The organism is Enterobacter sp. SCRI0065, assembly GCF_059766475.1.
This window is the reverse complement of the sequence record NZ_JCBAJB010000043.1, coordinates 1-396: the sequence shown is the minus strand read 5'-3', so window position 1 is coordinate 396 and position 396 is coordinate 1. Positions and strand designations below refer to the sequence as shown.

Annotated in this window: 1 protein-coding gene and 1 pseudogene; both read right to left on the bottom strand. The window is 56.6% G+C overall.

All coding sequences use genetic code 11. The features are described from left to right. Positions 1 to 284 (bottom strand): SLC13 family permease (locus AC6EMZ_RS23340; protein ID WP_498405190.1); only part of this gene is annotated, 284 nt, incomplete at its 3' end. After that, a pseudogene (locus AC6EMZ_RS23335) lies at positions 281 to 396 on the bottom strand (manganese-binding transcriptional regulator MntR); the annotation flags it as partial. The pseudogene AC6EMZ_RS23335 and the gene AC6EMZ_RS23340, both read right to left, overlap by 4 nt.

Here is a 396-nt window from a genome sequence, read left to right as displayed (position 1 = left end):
AACGTGGATAGCAGCGCGGCGGCCAGCACCATAAAAAGGGCTAATTTGCGTTCGGTGGCAAACCGACGCACCGTTTTTCGCCCCAGCACGTCAAAATAACCGCTGAGCTCTACGCCTTTGGTGAGCATCATCAGCCCGCTGAGGGTGATGATCGTGTGCCAGTCGATGGCCTCCGGCCAGGCTTTTGGCGCAAAGGGCACGAAAAAGCTCAGCCCGACACCAATGACTAATAGAAGGTGGAAAAACCGATCTCGGGCAAGCGCCTGCAGTCCAGGGATGTTCATTCTGCGGGCGCACCGTATTTGAGGGTAAATTCGCGGAATCTCTCCAGCGTCTCTGCACTGACGTGATGCTCGATCCCTTCCGAATCACGACGGGCCGTATCCTGACTCACAC